Raw genomic sequence first — 19,821 nt, forward strand, 5'->3', positions numbered from 1 at the left:
CATTGTCATCCTGATCTCCGGTCGGGGCAGCAATATGCAGGCATTGGTCGAGGCCTGTCAACGCGAGCAGTGGCCCGCGCGGATCGTGGCTGTCATCGCCAGCCGTCCCGATGCGGCAGGGCTGCAGTGGGCCGAGGGCCAGGGCATTGCCACCGGGGCGCTGTATCACAAGGATTTCGCCAGCCGCGAGGCCTTCGACGCCGCGCTGATGGCCGAGGTCGACCGCCACCAGCCCGACTACGTTCTGCTCGCCGGCTTCATGCGTGTGCTGACGCCGGGCTTTGTCGGGCATTATGCGGGCCGCCTCGTCAACATCCATCCTTCGCTGCTGCCCGCGTTTCCGGGCCTGCATACCCATGCGCAGGCTCTGGCGACCGGTGTGCGGGCGCACGGCTGCACCGTGCACTTCGTCACGCCCGTGCTGGATCACGGTCCGATCATCGCGCAGGGCTGCGTGCCCATCCTGCCTGGCGATACCCCGGAGCGCCTGGCAGAGCGTGTTCTCGACGTCGAGCATCGAGCCTTCCCGGCCGCCGCGCGTTGGCTGGCCGAAGGTCGCGTGAAGCTCACGGCCGATCACCGCGTCGAGGTCGAGGGCGACCCCGAACGACTATTTATCTGGACCGGCGCGCAAGCCGGTCCCCACGGAAAGAACCATGAGTAAAGACAACGACAACACCCGCTCCCGCCCCGCGCGTGGCGGCGCCCTGGCTCAGTGGCGCGATCGCGCGTCGAGCCCCGACCGAGGCCGGTCCGAGCGCTCGCCCGACGCCGGCGCACGCGCACAGCAGACCGACCGCGGTCGTGCGGGGCCCTCGTCCCCGGACCGCAGCCGTTCGCCGTCGCAGGATCGCGGCCGCTCCGACTATCAGGACCGTGGGCGCTCGGGCTATTCGTCGCAGGACCGTGGCCGTTCGTCGCCGCAGGACGGCGGCCGGTCCGGCTACCAGGATCGCAGCCGTTCCGACTATTCGTCGCAGGACCGTGGCCGTTCGTCGTCGCAGGACGGCGGCCGGTCCGGCTACCAGGACCGTGGCCGTTCCGACTATTCGTCGCAGGACCGCGGCCGTTCGTCGCCGCAGGACGGCGGCCGGTCGGGTTACCAGGACCGCGGCCGTTCCGACTATTCGTCGCAGGACCGTGGCCGTTCGTCGTCGCAGGACGGCGGCCGGTCGGGTTACCAGGACCGTGGCCGTTCCGACTATTCGTCGCAGGACCGTGGCCGTTCGTCGTCGCAGGACGGCGGCCGGTCGGGTTACCAGGATCGTGGTCGTTCCGACTACGCGTCGCAGGATCGTGGCCGTTCCGACTACGGCGATCGCGGCCGCGCCGACTACGGCTCGCAGGGAAGCGGTCGTTCGTATTCGGATCGGGGCGGCAATCGCCCGCAGGACGGCGGCCGTGGCCGCAGCCCCAATCCGGGCTTCGGTGGCCCGGGTGCGGGCGCACCGCGTCCGCGCATGCCCATCGCGGCCGTTCGGCTCGAACAGGTCCAGCGCGTGTTGTCCGAAGTGCTGCAATGGACCTACCCGGCCGACGGCGTGCTCTCGCATTGGTTCCGGGCCCATCCCAATCTGGGTGGACGTGACCGCGCCGAAGTGGCGGAGGCTGTCTACGACGTGCTGCGCAATCTGCGCCGTTACCGCCAGCTCAGCGAAAGCGGCGTCGGCAACGCCACGCGCCGTCTCGCCATTCTCGGTCTGGCGGGCTTCCGTGGGTCCGAGTGGGTGCAGGAAGGCCTGGACAGCGGCGAATCCGCCTGGCTGGCACGCGTCGACCTCATCGATCCGGCCACCTTGCCGCGATCGGTGCGCCTGAGCATGCCGGACTGGCTCGACGAGCGCTTCGCCGTCATGCCCGAGGGCGAGGCGTTGATGGCGTCGCTCAACGTGGCGGCCAATCTCGACATCCGCGTCAACCCGCTCAAGGGAGATCGCGACGCGCTGCTCGCCACGCTCAATGCCGGTCCGCTCGCGCGCTTTGCGCCTCAGCCGACGGCGCATTCGCCGTGGGGCATCCGCTTCAAGGGTCACCCGCCGATCAACCGCCTGCCTGAGTTCGAAAACGGCACGCTCGAGGTGCAGGACGAAGGCAGCCAGTTGCTGGCACTGCTCGTCGGCCCGCGCCGCGGTGAAATGATCATCGATTTCTGCGCCGGCGCCGGTGGCAAGTCGCTGTTGATCGGCGCCCTGATGCGCTCGACCGGCCGGCTCTACGCCTTCGACGTCTCGGCGGCGCGTCTGGCGCGGGCGAAGCCTCGCTTCGCGCGCAGCGGCCTGTCCAACGTCGTGCCGGTCGCGATCGAAAGCGAAAACGACGCGCGCGTGAAGCGCCTGGCCGGCAAGGCCCAGCGAGTCTTTGTCGACGCGCCTTGCACCGGCATCGGCACGCTGCGTCGCAATCCCGATCTGAAATGGCGGCAGCAGCCGCAGGTGCTGGCCGAGCTGGTCGATCTGCAATACCGAATTCTCAAGAGCGCGGCGCGCTGCGTGGCACCGGGCGGACGCCTGGTCTACGCCACGTGCAGCCTGCTCGAAGAAGAGAACGCGGCCCAGGCAGAGCGCTTCCTGGCCGAGCACCCTGAATTCGAACGCCTCGACGCCGCGCGCATCCTGCAGGATCGCTGCCCGACGCTGGCACTGACCGGCCCGTACGTGCAGTTGCGTCCCGACGAACACGGCACCGATGGCTTTTTTGGCGCCGTATTCGAGCGCAAAAAAGCCGCGCGCAGCACCGCCGCGACCGAAGCCTCGACCGATGCACCCGCTGTCGGGGCCGGATCGGCGTTGCCTGCGAGCAACGAAGAGGCCGCCGAGCGCAAGCCGCGAGGCGCGGAGTCGGATGTGGCCGAGGGCGTGGCCGACACGGGTACGGATACCGGCGCGGGCGCGTCCGACGGCGGCTCCGATGGTGGCGGCGGTACCGACTGAACCCGATAGCGGGCGGTTGGGGAAGCGGGGCGATTCTTGCCCCGATCCCGGCTTGTCCGGGAACTGTCCGTTCAGTACGCTGTCAAAATTCGAATTGGGGCTCGAACCCCGCCCGTCATGCCGCGCCCATCACGGCGCGGTGGTGCCGGAGGGGTTCGCGGCGCCCACCGTGATCTGGGCGCTCACGCGCTCCACCTTGCGGCCGCGGTCCTGGTAGCGCACCTCCCACGTGATGGTTTCGCTACCCGGCCGCTGGGCACGGTACAGCAGTTGCGACACCGGCACCGACGTATAGGCGCAACGGCCTCCACCGCCGGTATTGGCTTCGCCGCGCACGATCGTGAGCGCGCCCAGGGTAGGGCGCGTAATGATACGAACGTGCGGGGGATTCATGGCCTGGCAGTTCGGGCCGCGCAGCTCGTAATAGCTCGCGACCACGACGGTCTGCCCGGCGATGAGCGTGGCGTCCGCCTGAGCGGGCGGTATGCCGCCCAGCAGCAGGGGCAGGGCGAGTAAGGTGCGTGGTCGGAACATCGTGGGGATCACTCTGCGATACGGGTAACACACAATATATTGTGGATCGAGGTTGTAGCAAAATGTAGAAAAGCCTTGGTGCCGGCCCAGTCCGCCACCATTTAAGAGGTAGCGACCGACGTCTCGTGAACGTCCGTCATGGCCCCGATCGGGGTGCTCCAAGCGCGGCTTAGTCCTTGATTTGGCTCAAAAACTATTTTGAAACTGCGCTGTCACGAAAAAAACATGTGGGCTAAAATTTGCCCACTCTTTTGCGAGGCGTAGAAACAGGTTTATGGATTACATCCTTTCGTTTATTTCTGGTGGCTTGACCCAGGCCAGCTGGTGGCAGATCGTTCTGTTCACGCTGGTGGTTACGCACATCACCATCGTGTCGGTCACCGTCTTCCTGCATCGCAGCCAGGCGCACCGGGGCCTGGATCTGCACCCCGCAGTGATGCACTTCTTCCGCTTCTGGCTTTGGCTGACCACCGGTATGGTCACCAAGGAGTGGGTTGCGATTCACCGCAAGCACCACGCCAAATGCGAAAAGGAAGGCGATCCGCACTCCCCGATGCTCTTCGGCATCTGGAAGGTGCTGTTCCGCGGCGCCGAACTCTACCGCGAAGAGTCCAACAACAAGGAAACCATGGCCAAGTTCGGCCACGGTACGCCCGATGATTGGCTCGAGCGCAACGTCTACTCCACGCACAGCCTGCGTGGCGTGCTGACCATGCTCGTGATCGACGTCGCCCTGTTCGGCGCCGCCGGCCTGACCGTGTGGGCAGTGCAGATGGCCTGGATTCCCTTCTGGGCGGCTGGCGTCGTCAACGGCATCGGCCACTACTGGGGCTACCGCAACTACAACAGCCCGGACACCAGCACGAACGTGTTCCCGTGGGGCATCATCATCGGTGGCGAAGAGCTGCACAACAACCACCACGCTCACGGCACGTCGGCCAAGTTCTCGGCCAAGTGGTACGAGTTCGACATCGGTTGGGGCTACATCCGTACGCTCGAGATGGTCGGCCTGGCCAAGGTCAAGAAGGTCGCGCCCAAGCTCAAGCTCGATCCCGACGCCAAGGAAGGCATCGACCTGCGCACCCTGCAGGGCGTGATCACGCACCGCTACGAAGTGATGGCGCGTTACGCCGACGTGATCAAGCAGGCTGCCGCCGAAGAGCTGGCGAAGATGAAGCCCGCGCGCCAGAAGGGCAGCGCCGACTGCAACTTCACGGTCCTGAAGCGTGCCAGCCGCGTGCTGACCCGCAACGAAGACGTGCTGCAGCCCGAGCAGATCGCCGAAGTCGATCAGGCCATCGCACGCAACCAGTCGCTCTCCACTCTGGTCCAGATGCGCCGCGAACTCGGCCGTCTGTGGGAGAGCTCCAGCGCCAGCAGCGAGCAGCTTCTGCATGATCTGCAAGCCTGGTGCCAGCGCGCCCAGCAAAGCGGCATCGCCGGGCTCGAGCAGTTTGCACTGCGTCTGCGCCGCTATGCGGCATGATGCTGGATAAACTCAATCCCGAGCAACGCGCCGCAGTCACTCTCGAACCGCAACACGCCCTGGTACTCGCCGGGGCGGGTAGCGGCAAGACCCGGGTCCTCACGACCCGCATGGCCTGGCTGATTCAAACCAGCCAGGCCAGTCCATTTGCGCTGCTCGCCGTCACATTCACCAACAAGGCCGCCCGCGAGATGCTCACTCGCATGGCGGCCGTGTTTCCTATCGACACGCGCGGCCTCTGGATCGGTACCTTCCATGGCCTGTGCAATCGCATGCTGCGCGCGCATCACCGCGATGCCGGCTTGCCGCAGACCTTCCAGATCCTCGACACCGCCGACCAGCTGGCCGCGATCAAGCGCCTGATGAAGGCGAACGGCGTCGACGACGAGAAGTATCCGCCGCGCGACGTTCAGCGCTTCATCAATGGCGCGAAAGAAGACGGTCAGCGTCCGTCCGAGGTCGAGGCCTGGGATGCCCATCGCCGCCGTCTGATCGAAATCTACGAGCTCTACGAAGCCCAGTGTCAGCGCGAGGGCGTGGTCGACTTCGCCGAATTGCTGCTGCGCGCCTACGAGCTGCTGTCGCGCAACGCGCCGGTGCGTGAGCACTACCAGCGCCGTTTCCGGCACATTCTGGTCGACGAGTTCCAGGACACCAACACGCTGCAGTACAAGTGGCTGCGCCTGCTGGCCGGCGGCGGCGCCGCGATCTTCGCGGTCGGCGACGACGACCAGTCCATTTACGCGTTCCGCGGCGCGAACGTCGGCAACATGGCCGACTTCGAGCGCGACTACGCGCACGGCCGCGTCATCCGCCTCGAGCAGAATTACCGCTCCTACGGCCACATCCTGGACTCGGCCAATGCGCTGATCGGTCACAACACCGGGCGTCTTGGCAAGAATCTCTGGACCGACCAGGGAGAGGGCGAGCTCGTCCGCGTGATCGAGCAGCCCTCGGATGCCATGGAGGCGCAGTGGATCGTCGAAGAGATCCGCGCGCTGATCAACGAAGGCCGGTCGCGCAGCGAGATCGCGGTGCTTTATCGCAGCAACGCGCAGTCGCGCGTGCTGGAGCACGCGCTCTTCTCGGCGGGTGTGCCCTACAAGGTCTATGGCGGTCTGCGCTTTTTCGAGCGCCAGGAGATCAAGCACGCGCTGGCGTATCTGCGCCTGATTTCCAATCCGCACGACGACACCTCGTGGATGCGGGTGGTCAATTTCCCGGCGCGCGGTATCGGCGCGCGTACCCTCGAAACCCTGGCCGATGCCGCCCGTAGCGGCGGGACCAGCCTGTTCGATTCGGTGGCGCGGGTGCCGGGCAAGGGTGGCTCCAACCTCGCCCAGTTCGCACAGCTGATCGGCCGCCTCGCGCACGAAACGCGCGATCTGCCGCTGCCCGAGATGGTCGAGCACGTCATCGAAGAATGCGGCCTGAAGGCGCATTACCAGGCCGAGCGCGAAGGCGCCGAACGCCTCGAGAACCTGAACGAACTCATCACCGCGGCGGCCGTGTTCACGGCCGAAGAAAACTTCGACGGCATGCCGGCCGGGGTGGTGCCGGAGTCGGACGTCAACAGCACGCTGAATCCGGGCGTCGTCGATGCGCCGGCTCCGCCGCCCACCACCGGTCTGTCGCCGTTGGCGGCGTTCCTGTCGCATGCGGCGCTCGAGGCGGGCGACAACCAGGCGCAGCTGGGCCAGGAAGCGGTGCAGCTCATGACCGTCCACGCGGCCAAGGGCCTGGAGTTTGACGCGGTGTTCATCACCGGCCTCGAAGAAGGGCTGTTCCCGCACGAGAACAGCATCCTCGAACAGGCCGGTCTAGAGGAAGAGCGGCGCCTGATGTATGTGGCGATCACGCGAGCTCGTGAGCGCCTGTACATCAGTCTGGCCCAAAGCCGGATGCTGCACGGCCAGACGCGCTATGCGATGCGCTCGCGTTTTCTCGACGAGATCCCCGAGGAACACCTCAAGTGGCTCTCGCCGCGCATGGGCACGCAATACAGCCAGGCCGCGGCGGCAGGTTTTGCCAGCGGTCAGGGCGATTCCTGGAACCGCGGTCATGGCGACGCGTACGGCCGCAAGCACACCAGCTCGGTCGCGCCGCGTGCCGCCCGCAGCGTGGCGACCGGTGTCACCGTGGGCGACCGCCAGTATCGCGTGGGACAAGGCGTGCGCCATGCGCGGTTCGGCGACGGCACCATCATCGGCCTCAGTGGCGCCGGACAGGACGCGCAAGCGCAGATCCAGTTCCGCGACGTCGGCGCCAAGACGCTCGCGCTGGGCATCGCCAAACTGGACATCATCCAGGGTTGAGCGTGCTTGCATTCGCAGGACGAAGCCGGCGCGGTCACGCGCCGGCTTTTTTTTATAGGCTGCCAAGGAAGGCGACTAGAGCGTCGATCTCGTCCGGCGACAGGTTCAGTGGCTGGATCAACGGCGACTTTCGCGCGGTCAGTGTGGTGCCCGCGGGCACGCGCCCCGAGGGCATGCCGGCGTTGTACATCCGCACGACGCCAACCAGCGTGGGGAAGATGCCGTTGTGCATGAAGGGGCCGGCGCGCGACACACCGCGCAGGCTCGGCGTGCGGAATCTGCCGATATCCTCGGGCGCGCGGGTGACCTCGTAGCGGCCCAGGTCCTGATTGCGCCGTCCCACGAACGACAAGCCGATGTTGTGCAATTGGCCGTCGGTGAGTAAGGCGCCCTGGTGGCAGTGCATGCAACGCGCTTCGGTGCGAAACAGATGCAGGCCGATCATTTCCCTGTCGTCGAGCGCGGCCGTGTCGCCCGCCAGGAAACGGTCGAAGCGCGTCTCCGGCGGGCGCAAGGTGGCGACGAACGCCGCGAGCCCCCGGGCGATGCGCGCGTCGCTCACCTGTGCATCGCCATAGGCCGCCTGCAGCAGCGCGCGGTAGTCCGCCAGATCCGCGAGGCGGGCACGCGCGCTCGCCAGATCATGGTTCATCTCACGCGGATCGGCGATCGGGCCCAGCACCTGTTCGTGCAGGCTTGCCGCGCGCCCGTCCCAGAACAGCACCGGCGCGAACGGCGCCGCGAACAGCGGCATCGAACGCCGTCTGCCCATCAGCCCATCCGCGCCGACCGCGAGCGCGCGGCCGTCGCTGAACGCATGTTCCGGCTGATGACAGCTCGCGCAGGCGATCTTGCCGTTGGCCGATAAGCGCGGGTCGGCGAACAGCACCGCGCCCAGCGTGACGATCGCGGGCTGCCGTAAATCCGCGTTGAGCTGCGACTGGCCCGGATTGCTGGCGGTCCAGGTTTCGGGCGGTGCGCTCGCGGAGGGCACGGCCGACCATTCCGACCATCGAACGCCGGGGTCGATCGTCGGTGTGGGCCAGCGCGCGCGCACCTCACGATACTGGGCCCGCAGGCAAGCCGCGTCCCACAGACCCGAGGCATCGCGGCACGACCGGCTCGCGTCGGCCGGTGCCGCTGCCTGCGCCTCGACCGGCGGGGATGCCATCAGCAGGGTCAGCGCGATGGCCACCGCCAGGCCGACGCGGTATCCGATGGATGACGACATAGAGGGGAGTCAGAAGCGGTAGCCGGCCTGCAGCCAGATCTCGCGGCCGGTCCGATAGAGACTCAGATCCTGATTGCGATTGGGCGCCGTCACCGTGAGCTTGGGCTGCTGATTCAGCACGTTCAACACGTCCACCGACAACTCCAGACCGCGCGCGAACCGGGGTTCCCACGTCAGGCGTGTATCCCAGGTCCAGTACGAAGGCAGCTTCACCGACTCGTAGCGTTCGAGATACTCCGGCCGCGGACCGAGACCGAGGTAGCTGATGCCGTTGCGGCCGCTGCGCCAGCGCACGTCGTTGTTCCAGGTGAGGCCCGCGTCCGGCCAGCGGCCCGTGAGGCTGAGCACGACCTGCTGAGGCTGGTTGAAGTCATTCGGCGGCAGGGCACCCGCGAGTATGCGTTCGCCGTTGTAGAGAATGTAGTCGTCGGGCGCATAGGCGCCATCTTCGTAGCCGGTGACGATATCGGTGTTGCGCTTGCTGCGCTGATAGCTCCAGCTGGCGCGCCCGGTCCAGTAGGTCGGGCCCAGTTTCCAGGGTTGCTGGTTCACGACGCTGAGCATCCATGAGTCCGTGCGCGACCAGCCATCGTTCACGTACTCGTATCCCTCGGTGCTGGTGCCGGTTTTGGAAATCTGATCGCGCCCGTTGCGTCGCACGTAGCTGAGCGTGCCTTCCAGGCCGGCGACGCGTTGCCGCAGCGAGAAAGCCCATTCGTCGTCGTACGGCGTGCGCAGGCCGTCATAGCGGGAGAACTCGGTTTTGCTTCCATCGGCCACGGGATTTCCTCGGGCGTCGAGCACCTGGCGGCGCAACTTGCTGACTTCCTCGCGCATCATGATGTCGAGGATGTACGAGCCGTAGTAGCGCGCCCAGCCTGCCGACAGCACGGTGTCACCGGTGCCGAGGGCATCCCAGTCCAGCCGCGTGCGCGGCGACAGGTCGGTGTTGCCGAGCAGCGTGTCGCGATCCATGCGGGTGCTGGCCGTGAGCGCCACGCGGCCCCATTCGATGCGGTCCGAGGCGTACAGCCCCAGCGTGCGATAGCGCTTGTCGACGGTGCCCGCGAGGTAATGCTGCTTGCTGAACTCGCGTGAGCTGCCGTCCAGCTGTTGCACCGCGCGGTAGGAATAGGCGTCGTCGTAACGCTCGAAGTTGAAGTCCACCTGTTCGGCCTGCACGCCGCCGTAGAGGTTGTGCCGCAGGAAGGCGGTGTCGACCGGATCGAGGTCGACGCGCGTCGAGAAGCTCACAGTCTGCTGCGCCTTTTCTTCCTTGCCGAAGCCGCCCCAGGTGTACTGCGGGCGCCGGTCGGAAAACTGCTGGGTGACCAGCTCGGTGGCGTCCGACGAACGGTTGCTCACGAACTTGTCCCAGCCCGCCTGTACCGACACGCGTCCGCCATCGAAGCGATGATCGAGATTCCAACCCACGCCGCGCGCGGCGTGCTGGTTGTCCCAGTTGGTATTGCGGAAGAAGTTGCTCACCAGCGACTCCCGGCGGTCGCTGTACTTGAGCACCAGGTCGGTCACGGTGTCGGACGACAGGCGCGTGGAAAACTTGCCGAGGAAGTTGTCGACGCGATCGTCGTAGCCTTCCTGGAATGCCTGGGCCTGACCGTTCTGTTCGCCCATGCGAAAGCGCTGAATCGTCGATTCACGGCGCGACATCGACAGGATCGCACCGGTGTCGCTGCCCAGGGCGATGTCGCCCACGGCGGTGTAGAAGCGCTTCTTCCATTCGGGTGCGTAGCCGGGCTCGCCCTGGCCCCAGGCTTCCTGATCGCCTTCCGAGACATTTTGCCGCGTCATCTTGGAGGTGTTCCAGCGGTAGTCCACGGCCAGGTGGTTCTCGCCGCTGGGCCGGCGCAGCTTTGCATCGATGACCCCGCCCGTGAAGTGGCCGTATTCGACCGGAATGGTGTTGTCGAGCACGCGCACCGAGTCCACGAGCGCCGTGTCCACGAAGTAGGCCTGCGCGTTGCTGGGGATGTTGCCCACCTGCAGATTCAGGTTCTTGCTCGCGGGATCGATCATGCTGCTCGCCGCCATGCCGTCGATCTGGAACAGGTTCTGATAGGGGCTCGCGCCGTGGATCGAGATGTCCTGCACATTCATCGAGCCACGGTTGCTGGAGGCGTCGGTGTCGCTGCCCAGCCGCACCGCGGGCGCGCTGGCGACGAGGGAGCTCAGGTCGCGGTTGGCCGTGGGGGTGGCCGCGATTTCGGCGCGCGAGTAGACGCGTTCCTCGGGAGACTGCCCCACCACCTCGACGGTTTCAAGGCGCGCGACGGAGAACGCGTTGCGCGCCTCGGCATATATCTGGTAGCGGCCCGGCCCGTCCTGACGCAGTTGCAGGCCGCTGCCGTCGAGCAATCGGTTGAGCGCGTCGAACGGCGTCAGCGTGCCACGCACCGCGGGCGCCGCCTTGCCGGCGACGGCCTGCGGGCTGAAGCTCAGTTCGATGCCGGCTTGCTCGCCCAGGCTCAGCAGTGCGGATCCCAGGGGTTGCGCGGGCAGGTCGAGCGTCACGCCGTTGGCGGGCGTCTGCGCCTGCGCGCCCGGATGGAAGGCTAGGGCGAGGCTCAATGCCAGCACGGCTTGCGCCGCGCCGCGCGCTGAACGGGCGATGGTCATGATGCGTCCTCGAGGCTACGTCGTTGCGGGTAAGACGTTCCTCGCAAGCCAGTACCTCATCGCGCGATCGATGAATAATTTAAATCGTCCTGCCGCTGTCGATTGCCTTGCGCATGCTTACTGGAGCACCAGCAGGCCGGGCAGTGTGTAGGTGGTCACGGACTGGCGTGCCAGCAGAAAGCGCAGCGCGCGCTGCACGTCCGCGATGTTGACGGTGCCCGACACGCGCAGATCGCGCGCCGCGCCCACCACGAGCAGCCGGCGATCGCTGTAGGGCTGCAGGCGTTCCGCAGCCTGCGCGAGGCTGATGTCGTCAAGCCTCAGCAGCCCCTGGCTCCAGGCAGGGGAGGCGGTGGTCGCGCCGGCGTCGCGCTGCCATTTGCCGTCGTGCAGATGCGCGCCTTCGCCGGGTGACAGCGTCATGGCCTCGCGTGGCTCGCACATCGTGCAGAGGATCGCCACGTCGTGCTCGTAGACGTGCACGCGCATGCCGGATGCGGCGCGCGTGACTTCGAAGCGCGTGCCCAACGCGGTGGCGATCCCCTGGTCCGTGCGGACCCGGAACGGGGGCTCGCCGGCTTGGCGCGGCCGCACCTCGAACAACGCGCGGCCTCGCTCCAGGACGACGTCGCGCCGGCCTGCGGCATAGTCGAAGCGCAGCGCGCTGCCTGCGTCGAGCGTGGCGATCGAGCCGTCGGGTAACGCCACCCGTTCGACGCGATGGTCGGCGCGGACGTCCGGTGCGTCGAATGCCGGGCCACCGATCAGACCCGCCAGGAGCGCGAGGCTCAGCAGGCCGCCTGCCAGCGCGCGCGTGGCGCGGCGTGGCCGGGCGTTGAGCTGATCCGGTTGCAGACGTCCCAAGGTACCCCAGACCTTGCTGAGCCTGTCGAAGGCCGCGGCATGCTCGGGCCGGCTGTGATACCAGGCCTCGAACGCGGTGTAGGTCGCGCTGTCGCATTCGGTGTCGCTGAGCTTGACGACCCATTGCGACGCAGCCTGCAGCGCCTGCGGTCGGGTGAGGGCGTGACGCGGTGCGGCGGGGACGGCGCTCATGCCTGCAGGGCGGCGTCGCAGGCCAACAGAACACGCATCATGTGCTTCTCCACCGCGCTGACCGAGACCCTGCAGTGCTCGGCGATGGCGCGATAGGTGAGGCCTTCGTGGCGATGGAGCACGAAGATCTCCAGGCTGCGGGCCGGCTGCGCGAGCAACACCGCCTGCAGGCGCCGCAGTGTCTGCCGCGCCGCGGCCACGTCCAGCGTGTCCGCCTCGGTCTGGCCGGTCAGGCCCGATGCGTAGCGCTCGTTGGCCTGGCGTTCGCGCGCCAGCCGCCGATGCCAGTCCGTCGCAATGTTGGCGGCCACGCGGAACACGTAGGCGCGCTGATTTTCCGGCTGGGCGCGGTCGCCCGATTCACTGAGCTTGATCCACGTGTCCTGCGCGCAGTCCTGCGCCGTATCGCGCGATCCCGTGCGCAATGAGAGAAAACTGAGCAGTTCACGGTAGTGGTGCAGAAAGGCGTCGGTCAGCACGGGCATGGCGGGCGGGCGCAATGGGCGGCAGGCACGGAAGGTCAGAAACCCGCAGAGTATAAATGATAACCATTCCTAAATGGGGGCGGCCAGTGCGGCACGTGCGGCCACCCAAAACAAACGCCACCCGAAGGCGGCGTTCGCAAAGCGAGGGAGCGGGCTGCCGTGCGCGCGACCGCGCTCAGCCCAATCCCTGCTCGATCTCTTCGAGCGACTGCTGCAATTCCAGCCATTGCTCTTCGAGTTCGTTCATGCGTTTGGCCAGTTCGCCGTGCTCGGCCATGATGGTCTGGCGTTCGTTACGCCGCGCATCGGTGTACAGATCGGCGTCGGCGATGAGCGCATCGAGCTCGGCGAGGCGCACCCGGGCACGCTCCATCTGGGTGTCGACCTTGTCCAGCTTTGCCTGCACCGGCTTGCGCAGCGCGGACAAACGCTGGCGCTCCTCGGCTTCCTGGCGCCGCTGCGCCTTGCGGTCGACGCCGCCATCGGGCTGGTCGCCGCGCGCCGACGGTGCGGCGGCGCGCTCCTGGGCGTTGCGGGCCGACAGCCAGTCCCGGTAGTCTTCGAGGTCGCCGTCGAACTCACGCACGGCGCCATCGGCGACGATCCAGAAGCTGTCGACGGTCGTGCGCAGCAGATGCCGATCGTGCGATACGAGCAGCATGCTGCCCGAAAACTCGGCCAGCGCGGCCGCCAGCGCTTCGCGCGTCTCGACGTCCAAATGGTTGCTGGGTTCGTCGAGCAGCAGCAGGTTGGGGCGCTGCCACACGATCAGCGACAGCGCGAGGCGAGCCTTCTCGCCGCCCGACATGGGCCCGACCTTGCTCGTGACGGCATCACCCGAGAAGCCGAAGCCGCCCAGGTAGTTACGCAGTTCCTGCTCGCGGACCTCGGGCGCAAGCCGCGCGAGATGCTGCAGCGGCGTGCCGTCGACATCGAGCATATCGAGCTGATGCTGATGGAAGTAGCCGATGGCCAGGCCTCTGGAGGCCCGGCGTTCGCCCTGCTGCACGGGCAGCTCTTCGGCCAGCGTCTTGATCAGCGTGCTCTTGCCGGCGCCGTTCGCGCCCAGCACGCCCACGCGCGCGCCGGCGCGCACCATGAGGGTGACGTCCCTCAGGATGGGCTTGGCATCGCCCGCGTCGCCGGCATAGCCCGCGGACACGTGTTCGAGCGTGAGCAGCGGATCGGGCGTGTGCTCGGGGGAGGGGATGCGGATGTCGATACCGGATTCGGCATGCAGCGGCGCGAGCGCCTCCATGCGCGCGAGCGCCTTGACCCGGCTCTGCGCCTGCTTGGCCTTGGACGCCTTGGCCTTGAATCGATCGATGAAGCTCTGAAGCCGTGCAGCCTCGCGGTTCTGGCGATCGATGGCGATGGACGCCTGGCGCAGGCGCTCGGCGCGCTGCAACAGGAAGTCCTGGTAGCCGCCCTTGTAGCGGACGAGCTTGCCGTGATCGAAATGCAGAATCGCGCGCGCGACCGCGTCGAGGAACTCCGTATCGTGCGAGATCAGCAGGACGGTGCCCTGATAGGCGGCCAGCCACTTCTCGAGCCACAGCATGGCGTCGAGGTCCAGGTGGTTGGTCGGCTCGTCCAGCAGCAGCAGTTCGGAGGGCGCCATCAGCGCGCGGGCCAGCGCGATGCGCATGCGCCAGCCGCCCGAGAAGCTTTCGACGGGCTTCATCCACTCGTCGGGCTTGAAGCCCAGGCCGGCCAGCAACTGCTCCGCCCGCGAGGCGGCGCTCCAGACGCCCGCCTCGGTCAGGGCCGCCTCGGTCTCGGCGATCTGCGTGCCCTGGTCGTCGGTGAGCGCGGCACGTTGCGCCTGCAGCGCGCGCAGATGCACGTCGCCGTCGATGACGAACTCGCGCGCCGGCCGCTCGGTGCTCGAGATCTCCTGCTCCACGCTGGCGATACGCCAGCCGGCCGGAAGGTCGACGTTGCCGGCGTCCAGGTCGAGCTCGCCGGTCAGCAAGCCGAACAGCGAGGATTTGCCCGCGCCGTTCTTGCCGACGATGCCGACGCGTTCGCCAGGGTGCACCACGAAGTCCGCACCATCGAGCAGCACCTTGGTGCCGCGGCGCAGCGTCAATCCAGAAGCACGTATCACAGCGTCAGTTGCTCGCGCGTAAGCAGCAGGATCTGGTCGCTGGCCTGCGCCGTTTCCAGCCACACGGGATGCAGGTCGGGGAAGGCGGCCTCGAAGTGATCGCGCTCGTGGCCGATCTCGAGCACCAGCACGCCCTGCTCGCTCAGATAGCGCGGTGCGGCTTCGAGGATGCGGCGCACCAGGTCCATGCCGTCGGTGCCGCCGGCCAGCGCCAGCGCCGGCTCGTGCCGGTACTCGGGCGGCAAGGCGTCCATCGATGCGCTGTTGACGTACGGCGGATTGCAGACGATGACGTCATAGGCGCGCTCGGGCAGGCTGTCGAACAGGTTGCTGGCGTGCAGCGTGACCTGATCCTGCAGACCGAAGTCGTCGACGTTGCGGCGCGCCACGTCGAGGGCCTCGGGCGACAGGTCGACCGCGTCGACCTCGGCGTACGGAAAGGCCAGCGCGCTCAGGATGGCCAGGCAACCCGAGCCCGTGCACATGTCGAGCGCGTACTGCACGTCGTTGGCGTCCTGCACCCAGGGCGACAAGCCTTCGTCGAGCAACTCGGCGATGGGCGAGCGCGGCACGATGACACGCGAATCGACATAGAAGCGATGGCCGCGCAGCCACGCTTCGTGCGTGAGGTAGGCGGCCGGCAGACGCTCGCTCACGCGGCGATCGATCAGGTCGAGCACGCGCTCGCGCTCTTTGGCGAGAACGCGGGCATCGAGGAACGGATCCAGCGTGTCGGGCGGCAGATGCAGTCCGTGCAGCACCAGATAGACGGCTTCGTCCCAGGCGTTGTCCGATCCATGCCCCAGCGCCACCTTGGCCGCGTTCAGGCGCGATACGCCATAGCGGATCAGGTCGCGCAGGGTCTGCAGTTCTTGACGGTCAGTAGTGGCCATGTGCAATTCAACGCGCCAGCAGCAGGTTTTCCAGCGTGCGGCGATAGATGTTCTTCAGGGGTTCGAGGCTGGCGAGTTCGACGCGCTCGTTGACCTTGTGGATGGTGGCATTGCCGGGGCCGAACTCGATGACCTGCGGGCAGATCTTGGCGATGAAGCGGCCGTCGGACGTGCCGCCGGTGGTCGAGAGCTCGGCGGTCACGCCGGTTTCGGCGGCGATGGCCTGTACCAGGGCATCGGTCAGCGAGCCGCGCGGCGTCAGGAAGGGCTCGCCACCCAGTTCCCACTCGAGATCGTATTCGAGCCCGTGCTTGTCGAGGACGGCATGCACGCGTTCTTTCAGCGACTCGGGCGTGCTCGCCGTCGAGAAGCGGAAGTTGAATTGCGCCACCGCCTCGCCCGGCACGACGTTGGTCGCGCCGGTGCCGGCGTTCAGGTTCGACACCTGGAACGTAGTGGGCGGGAAGTATTCGTTGCCCTGGTCCCACTCGATGCCGACCAGTTCGGTCAGGGCGGGCGCGAACTGATGCACGGGGTTGCGCGCCAGATGCGGATAAGCCACGTGGCCCTGGATGCCCTTGATGGTCAGTGCACCCGACAGCGAGCCGCGGCGGCCGTTCTTGCAGGTGTCGCCCAGCACGGCGCCCGAGGTGGGCTCGCCGACGATGCAGTAGTCGAGCTGTTCGCCGCGTTCGCGCAGCGCATCGCACACGATCACGGTGCCGTCGATGGCGGGTCCTTCTTCATCGGAGGTGATCAGGAGGGCGATGGAGCCCTCGTGGTCGGGGTGGGCCGCCACGAATTCTTCGGCCGCCACCACGAAGGCGGCGATCGAGCTCTTCATGTCGGCCGCCCCGCGGCCGTACAGGAACCCGTCGCGCTCGGTCGGCACGAACGGATCGCTTTCCCATTTTTCACGCGGGCCCGGCGGCACCACATCGGTGTGGCCGGCGAACACCGTCACGGGACCGCGCGTGCCGCGCCGTGCCCACAGATTGGTGACATCCCCGCGGGCGATGGTTTCGCACGTGAAGCCGACGCGCGTCAACCGATCGGCGAGCAGCTTCTGGCAATCCACGTCGGCCGGCGTGACGGACGGGCGGGCGATCAGGTCCTTGACCAGTTCCAGTACGGCGTTGCTCATCAGGCCCTCAGCAGCTCATTGATGCTGGTCTTGGCGCGGGTCTGTGCGTCCACGCGCTTGACGATGACGGCGCAAGCCAGGCTGTGCGAGCCGTCTTCGGAAGGCAGCGAGCCCGGCACCACGACCGAACCCGAGGGCACGCGGCCATACGTGATCTTGCCGGTGGCGCGATCGTAGATCTTGGTGCTTTGCGACAGGAACACGCCCATGGCCAGGACCGAGTTTTCTTCGACCACCACGCCTTCGACCACTTCGGAGCGCGCGCCGATGAAGCAGTTGTCTTCGATGATGGTGGGGTTGGCCTGCAGCGGCTCGAGCACGCCGCCGATGCCGACGCCGCCCGAGAGGTGGACGTTCTTGCCGATCTGGGCGCACGAGCCCACGGTGGCCCAGGTGTCGACCATCGTGCCTTCGTCGACGTATGCGCCGATGTTGACGTACGAGGGCATCAGCACCACGTTGCGGGCGATGAAGGAGCCACGGCGTGCGACGGCCGGGGGCACCACGCGGTAGCCGCCTGCCTTGAAGGCCGCGTCGCCGAAGCCGGCGAACTTGGTCGGCACCTTGTCGTAGAACGTGAGAGGATCGGCGCCCATGACTTCATTGTCGGACAGGCGGAAGGACAGCAGAACGGCCTTCTTGATCCATTGATGCACGGTCCATTGATCGTTGATCTTCTCGGCCACGCGCAGACGGCCCTGGTCGAGGGCGTCGATAGTGTGTTCGACGGCTTCGCGCACGGCGGCGCTGGCGTCGGAGGGAGACAGGTTGGCCCGGTCGTCCCAGGCTTTTTCAATGGTGGTCTGGAGGTCGAGAGTCATGACGGCTCGGTGTTGAGAGGGTTGGTCAAGGGATCAGACGGAAGTCTGCACAAAATGCACGATGCGTTCGGCGGCCTGGACGCACTGGTCCAGCGGCGCCACCAGCGCGATGCGGATACGGCCGGCGCCGGGATTCACCCCGCGCGTCTCGCGCGCCAGGAAGCTGCCCGGCAGCACGGTAACACCGGTGCGTCCGTAAAGGTCGCGGGCGAAGGCCTGGTCGCAGCCCGGGGTAGGCGCCCACAGGTAAAACGAAGCCTGCGGCATGCGCACGTCGAGCACCCGCGCCAGGATGGGCGTAACGGCTTCGAACTTGGCGCGATAGAGGCGGCGGTTTTCCTGAACGTGGGCCTCGTCGTTCCAGGCGGCGACGCTGGCCGCCGCGAACACGGGGCTCATGGCGCTGCCATGATAGGTGCGATAGAGCAGGAAGCGCGCCATCAGCGCGGCATCGCCCGCCACGAAGCCGGAGCGCATGCCCGGGACGTTCGAGCGCTTGGACAGGCTCGAGAACACGACGAGGTTCTTGTACGTGTCGCGGCCGAGCCGGCGTGCGGCCTGCAAGCCGCCCAGCGGCGCGTCGCCCTCGTCGAAATAGATTTCGGAGTAGCACTCGTCGGACGCGATGACGAAGCCGTAGCGGTCCGACAGCGCGAACAGCGTGCGCCAGTCTTCCAGCGGCATCACGTTGCCCGCGGGGTTGCCGGGCGTGCACACGAACACCAGCCGCGTCTGGCGCCACACGTCTTCCGTGACGGCGTTCCAGTCGGGGTTGAAGTCGCGCGCGGGATCGGCGTTGACGTAGAAGGGGCGGGCGCCCGCGAGCACGGTCGCGCCTTCGTAGATTTGATAGAAGGGGTTCGGGCAGACGACCAGCGAATCCGCCGCCGGATCGATGACGGCCTGGGTGAAGGCGAACAGGGCTTCGCGCGAACCCAGCACGGGCAGCACTTGCGTGTCGGCGTCGGGCGCCGGAATGCTGTAGCGGCGTGCCAGCCATTGCGCGATCGCCTCGCGCAGCGCCGGCGTGCCCTTGGTCGCCGGGTACACGGACAGGCCGTTCAGGTGCGCATTGATCGCCTCGCCCACGAGTGCGGGCGTGGCGTGCTTGGGCTCACCGATCGACAAATTGATGGGTGCGAGGCCATCCGGCGGCGTGCCGCCCGAGGCCAGCAGACCACGCAGTTTTTCAAAGGGATAGGGATGCAGGGCATCGAGACGCGGATTCATAGCGCACGATTTTAACAAGCAAGCTACAATAGCGGGCTTGGCCTTTTGCGAAGGTGGCGAAATTGGTAGACGCACCAGGTTTAGGTCCTGACGCCGTAACAGGTGTGCGGGTTCGAGTCCCGCCCTTCGCACCAACCCCATTCATGTCGTGATGCCGGGCTAGTCGGTCGGCATATTCGGTCGGCACACTCGATCGGCACAATCGGTCGGCCGGACCGGTCAAGCCTAACCGGTCGGCCTGAGTGGTTGGCCTAAGTGGTCGGCCTAAGTGGTCGGCCTGACCCCAGCCCCACGGCCGCCAAGCCTCAAGCTCCAAGCCCCAAGCCTAGCCCCCCCGGCTCGCCCCACCTCGCGCGCGGCGCCAGCTGACGGGTTGCTGTATGCAGGCATGGGGGTTGCTGGCCCTTCTGCATGACGAACTCGGGAGCCAGGCATGCATTTGGTGATCATGGATTCTTCGGTCATCGTGGACCGTGTGCAGTATGTTTTTTCCACGGTGGGCGAGGCTCAGGCGTTCGCGCTTTGCCTGAAATCAAGTCAGTCGGTCGATGCATGTCTGCATGTGCACAAGCCGGTGGCGGTCGTCGAGCCGTCCGCGTAAGATTCAGGGACACAGCCATGCATCTCGGGAGACTCGGTGTCTGCGAAGGTCCATATCAACGTGACACCGCTTGCTTCCGGTAAATACGTCGGCCGCGTCAACATCTCCTTTGAGCTGGATGCCGGCCGGCAGGCCTGCTACTCCTATGCCACGCGTCCCGAACGCAGCGAGCCCGCCGCGCGGCTTCAGGCCGAGGCGCTCGTGCACGACGCAGTCGCACACTTCGATCGCCTGGGGTGGGCTCGCGCTGCCTGACTGACTCGAGATGCGGCGCTGCCCCATCGAAAGCCGCTACATCGAAAACGCCGGCACACGCCGGCATTTTTCTATTCAGGTGGCCCGATCACA

Annotated in this window: 16 protein-coding genes and 1 tRNA gene; 7 read left to right on the forward strand and 10 right to left on the reverse strand. The window is 66.8% G+C overall.

Features of this window, described 5'->3' with window-relative positions; genetic code table 11:
• Positions 1–34: 34 nt before the first annotated feature.
• Positions 35–664 (forward strand): phosphoribosylglycinamide formyltransferase, encoded by a 630-nt coding sequence (gene purN, locus CAL25_RS05855; RefSeq protein ID WP_094799023.1) that lies wholly within the window; start codon positions 35–37, stop codon positions 662–664.
• Positions 665–1,499: 835 nt separating this feature from the next.
• Positions 1,500–2,930, forward strand: a complete 1,431-nt coding sequence (locus CAL25_RS24540) for an RsmB/NOP family class I SAM-dependent RNA methyltransferase (protein WP_094799447.1) — start codon at positions 1,500–1,502, stop codon at positions 2,928–2,930.
• A 129-nt stretch (positions 2,931–3,059) separates the two neighbouring features.
• On the opposite strand, the gene CAL25_RS24305 is transcribed toward CAL25_RS24540, so the two are convergent.
• Complete coding sequence (locus tag CAL25_RS24305) at positions 3,060–3,464, reverse strand: hypothetical protein (RefSeq protein ID WP_212590874.1); 405 nt, start codon at positions 3,462–3,464, stop codon at positions 3,060–3,062.
• 274 nt (positions 3,465–3,738) lie between these two features.
• Here CAL25_RS24305 and CAL25_RS05870 point away from each other — a divergent pair, with 274 nt between their 5' ends.
• Both CAL25_RS05870 and CAL25_RS05875 read left to right on the forward strand, forming a co-directional pair.
• A complete protein-coding gene (locus tag CAL25_RS05870; protein WP_094799024.1) occupies positions 3,739–4,950 on the forward strand; it encodes a DesA family fatty acid desaturase in 1,212 nt (403 codons plus the stop codon).
• Positions 4,947–7,265: a UvrD-helicase domain-containing protein gene (locus CAL25_RS05875; protein WP_094799025.1), complete on the forward strand. Its 2,319-nt coding sequence runs from the start codon at positions 4,947–4,949 to the stop codon at positions 7,263–7,265. Before CAL25_RS05870 ends, CAL25_RS05875 begins: the two co-directional genes overlap by 4 nt.
• Before the next feature lie 52 nt (positions 7,266–7,317).
• On the opposite strand, the gene CAL25_RS05880 is transcribed toward CAL25_RS05875, so the two are convergent.
• The 9 genes from CAL25_RS05880 to dapC all read right to left on the reverse strand — a co-directional run bounded on the left by CAL25_RS05880 (position 7,318) and on the right by dapC (position 18,872).
• On the reverse strand, positions 7,318–8,460 hold the full coding sequence (locus CAL25_RS05880; protein WP_249278965.1) for a cytochrome-c peroxidase: 1,143 nt from the start codon (positions 8,458–8,460) through the stop codon (positions 7,318–7,320).
• Positions 8,461–8,505: 45 nt separating this feature from the next.
• Positions 8,506–11,133 (reverse strand): TonB-dependent receptor, encoded by a 2,628-nt coding sequence (locus tag CAL25_RS05885; protein ID WP_094799027.1) that lies wholly within the window; start codon positions 11,131–11,133, stop codon positions 8,506–8,508.
• Positions 11,134–11,250: 117 nt separating this feature from the next.
• On the reverse strand, positions 11,251–12,189 hold the full coding sequence (locus tag CAL25_RS05890) for a FecR family protein (protein ID WP_094799028.1): 939 nt from the start codon (positions 12,187–12,189) through the stop codon (positions 11,251–11,253).
• A complete protein-coding gene (locus tag CAL25_RS05895) occupies positions 12,186–12,674 on the reverse strand; it encodes an RNA polymerase sigma factor (protein ID WP_094799029.1) in 489 nt (162 codons plus the stop codon). Before CAL25_RS05895 ends, CAL25_RS05890 begins: the two co-directional genes overlap by 4 nt.
• Before the next feature lie 175 nt (positions 12,675–12,849).
• Positions 12,850–14,784 (reverse strand): ABC-F family ATP-binding cassette domain-containing protein, encoded by a 1,935-nt coding sequence (locus tag CAL25_RS05900; protein WP_094799030.1) that lies wholly within the window; start codon positions 14,782–14,784, stop codon positions 12,850–12,852.
• A complete protein-coding gene (gene prmB, locus CAL25_RS05905) occupies positions 14,781–15,677 on the reverse strand; it encodes a 50S ribosomal protein L3 N(5)-glutamine methyltransferase (RefSeq protein WP_094799031.1) in 897 nt (298 codons plus the stop codon). Before prmB ends, CAL25_RS05900 begins: the two co-directional genes overlap by 4 nt.
• Before the next feature lie 7 nt (positions 15,678–15,684).
• Entirely contained in the window at positions 15,685–16,824 is a 1,140-nt protein-coding gene (gene dapE, locus CAL25_RS05910; RefSeq protein WP_094799032.1) for a succinyl-diaminopimelate desuccinylase, read from the reverse strand.
• The gene (dapD, locus tag CAL25_RS05915) at positions 16,821–17,642 is read right to left on the reverse strand and encodes a 2,3,4,5-tetrahydropyridine-2,6-dicarboxylate N-succinyltransferase (RefSeq protein WP_094799033.1); all 822 of its coding nucleotides are present in this window, start codon (positions 17,640–17,642) and stop codon (positions 16,821–16,823) included. The genes dapE and dapD overlap by 4 nt, the downstream gene beginning before the upstream one ends.
• A 33-nt stretch (positions 17,643–17,675) precedes the next feature.
• A complete protein-coding gene (dapC, locus tag CAL25_RS05920; protein WP_170948399.1) occupies positions 17,676–18,872 on the reverse strand; it encodes a succinyldiaminopimelate transaminase in 1,197 nt (398 codons plus the stop codon).
• Between the two features lie 47 nt (positions 18,873–18,919).
• On the opposite strand from dapC, the gene CAL25_RS05925 reads away from it, so the two are divergent.
• The 3 genes from CAL25_RS05925 (at position 18,920) to CAL25_RS05930 (ending at position 19,728) form a co-directional block, all read left to right on the forward strand.
• Positions 18,920–19,006: transfer RNA gene (locus tag CAL25_RS05925), tRNA-Leu, on the forward strand.
• 299 nt (positions 19,007–19,305) lie between these two features.
• Entirely contained in the window at positions 19,306–19,473 is a 168-nt protein-coding gene (locus tag CAL25_RS24180; RefSeq protein ID WP_170948400.1) for a hypothetical protein, read from the forward strand.
• Between the two features lie 36 nt (positions 19,474–19,509).
• Positions 19,510–19,728 carry a hypothetical protein gene (locus CAL25_RS05930; RefSeq protein WP_094799035.1) on the forward strand — a complete coding sequence of 73 codons (219 nt, stop codon included), beginning with the start codon at positions 19,510–19,512 and terminating at the stop codon, positions 19,726–19,728.
• Positions 19,729–19,821 lie beyond the last annotated feature (93 nt).

This window comes from Bordetella genomosp. 5, from assembly GCF_002261315.1.
Lineage (GTDB): Bacteria > Pseudomonadota > Gammaproteobacteria > Burkholderiales > Burkholderiaceae_B > Bordetella.